Genomic DNA, 1,806 nt, shown 5'->3' with positions numbered 1-1,806 from the left:
GGTCGGGACCGCCGCCCTGCGCAAGGCCGGGGCCTCATAGCGCTCGGCGGCGACCAGGCCCTGCAGGTCCAGGTCCGCCAGGTCGGGGCGGGCCAGGGTCACTCTTGGGTCCTTTGGGCGCGGATCGCTCATGCTTGCGCCTTCGGGAACCGCGACTTCAGCATGCCGTACAGCCCCCGGATCACCTGGACCTCGCCGCCGGACGCGAAGCCCGGCCGGGCCTTGGGGTTCCAGGCGAAGATGTCGAAATGCGCCCACGACCCCGTGGTCGGGGCGAAGCGTTGCAGGAACAGGGCCGCGGTGACCGAACCGGCCTGGGCCCAGCTGTCGGGATCGTTCTTCAGGTCGGCGATGTCGCTGTCGACCGCCTCGCGATAGCCGTCCCACAGCGGCATGCGCCAGACCGGATCGCAGGCCTCGCGCGCGCCCTCCTCGATCTCCAGGGCCAGGTCGTCGTCGGGCGTATAGAACGGGATCACCTGCGGCCCCAGGGCCACGCGGGCCGCGCCGGTCAGGGTGGCCAGGTCGATCGTCAGCACCGGCTCCAGCTCGCCGGCCCGGGTCAGGGCGTCGGCCAGGATCAGCCGACCCTCGGCGTCGGTGTTGCCGACCTCCACCGTCAGGCCCGAGCGGGTGGCCAGCACGTCGCCGGGCCGCATGGCGTCGCCGGAGATAGCGTTCTCGACCGCCGGAACCAGCACGCTCAACGCCACGGGCAGGCCGGCGGTCATCACCATCCGCCCCAGGGCCAGGGCGTGGGCGGCGCCGCCCATGTCCTTCTTCATCAGCCGCATGCCGCCGGACGGCTTGATGTCCAGGCCGCCGGTGTCGAACACCACGCCTTTTCCAATGAGCGCCACGCGCGGGTGGGACGGATCGCCCCAGGTCAATTCCAACATCCGCGGCGCGCGAGCCGGAACGGCGGCGCGGCCCACGGCGTGGACGGCCGGATAGTTTCGGTCCAGCAGGTCGTCGCCCGTGATCACGTCCAGGGTCGCGCCGTAGCGTTCGGCGATCTCGCGGGCGATGGTCTCGATCTGCAGCGGCCCCATGTCGTTGGCCGGGGTGTTGACCATGTCCCGGGCCAGGGCGCAGGCGTGGGCGAGCGCGTGGACCTCGTCCAGATCGAGGTTTTCGTCCGCGACCAGTCGTCGCGGGGCGTCGTCGCCCCCACTCCCCTTTGGGCGCGGCTTATAGCGGTCGAACCGGTAGCTTCCCAAGGCGAAGGCCAGGGCGATCTGGGCCGCGTCCAGGCCGTCCGGCGTGGCCGACAGTCGGTAGTCGCCGCCCGGCAGCTTGCCCGGCAGCACCCTGAACAGCATGGCGTCGGCCTTGCCCTTCTCGCCCAAGCCCAGCAGCACACGGTCCACGGACCCTTGCGGCGTGGGCAGGACCAGCACCTGGCCCGCCTTGGCCTTGAAGTCCTCCAGGGCCACGAAGCCCTTCACGAAGCTGGGGCGCGCCTCGAGGAAGGCGGCCAGTTCGGACTCGTACAGGCAGTGGATCGGCGTCGGCGCGCCGTCCTGCGCGGAGCGGGACGAGGAGGCGATGATCGGTTCCGACATGGACGCGCCCTGAACAGTGAAGAACGGCGGGTGAAAATTATGCTTAACGATTCCTTGAGGGCCGCGCGCGAGGATGCCGGACCGTCGGGAGATCCCTCTTCATGTGTCGCAAGCGCGCGCTCCTCGCAACCGTTCTCGCCCCCGTTCTCGCCATTGGCGTGATGATGGGCGCGTCGGCCCATGCCGCCGCCAAGCGCAAGCCGGCGCCGGTCGTGGCCGCGCCCGAGGCGCCGCCCAAGGC

The 1,806-nt window shown here is 70.9% G+C and carries 1 protein-coding gene; it reads right to left on the bottom strand.

Going from position 1 to position 1,806, the window contains the following annotated elements:
• Nucleotides 1-128 precede the first annotated feature (128 nt).
• The gene (locus WAL33_RS21355; protein WP_422184011.1) at nucleotides 129-1,565 is read right to left on the bottom strand and encodes a leucyl aminopeptidase family protein; all 1,437 of its coding nucleotides are present in this window, start codon (nucleotides 1,563-1,565) and stop codon (nucleotides 129-131) included.
• Between the last annotated feature and the right edge of the window lie 241 nt (nucleotides 1,566-1,806).

Origin of the sequence: Caulobacter sp. (assembly GCF_049283275.1) — a bacterium.
Classification (GTDB): Bacteria; Pseudomonadota; Alphaproteobacteria; order Caulobacterales; family Caulobacteraceae; genus Caulobacter.
This window is presented reverse-complemented; position numbering and strand designations above follow the sequence as displayed.

What these genes read in the sequence shown, in the direction of transcription:
- WAL33_RS21355 (WP_422184011.1), bottom strand. Translation starts at nt 1,565, where the DNA reads ATGTCGGAACCGATCATCGCCTCCTCGTCCCGCTCCGCGCAGGACGGC.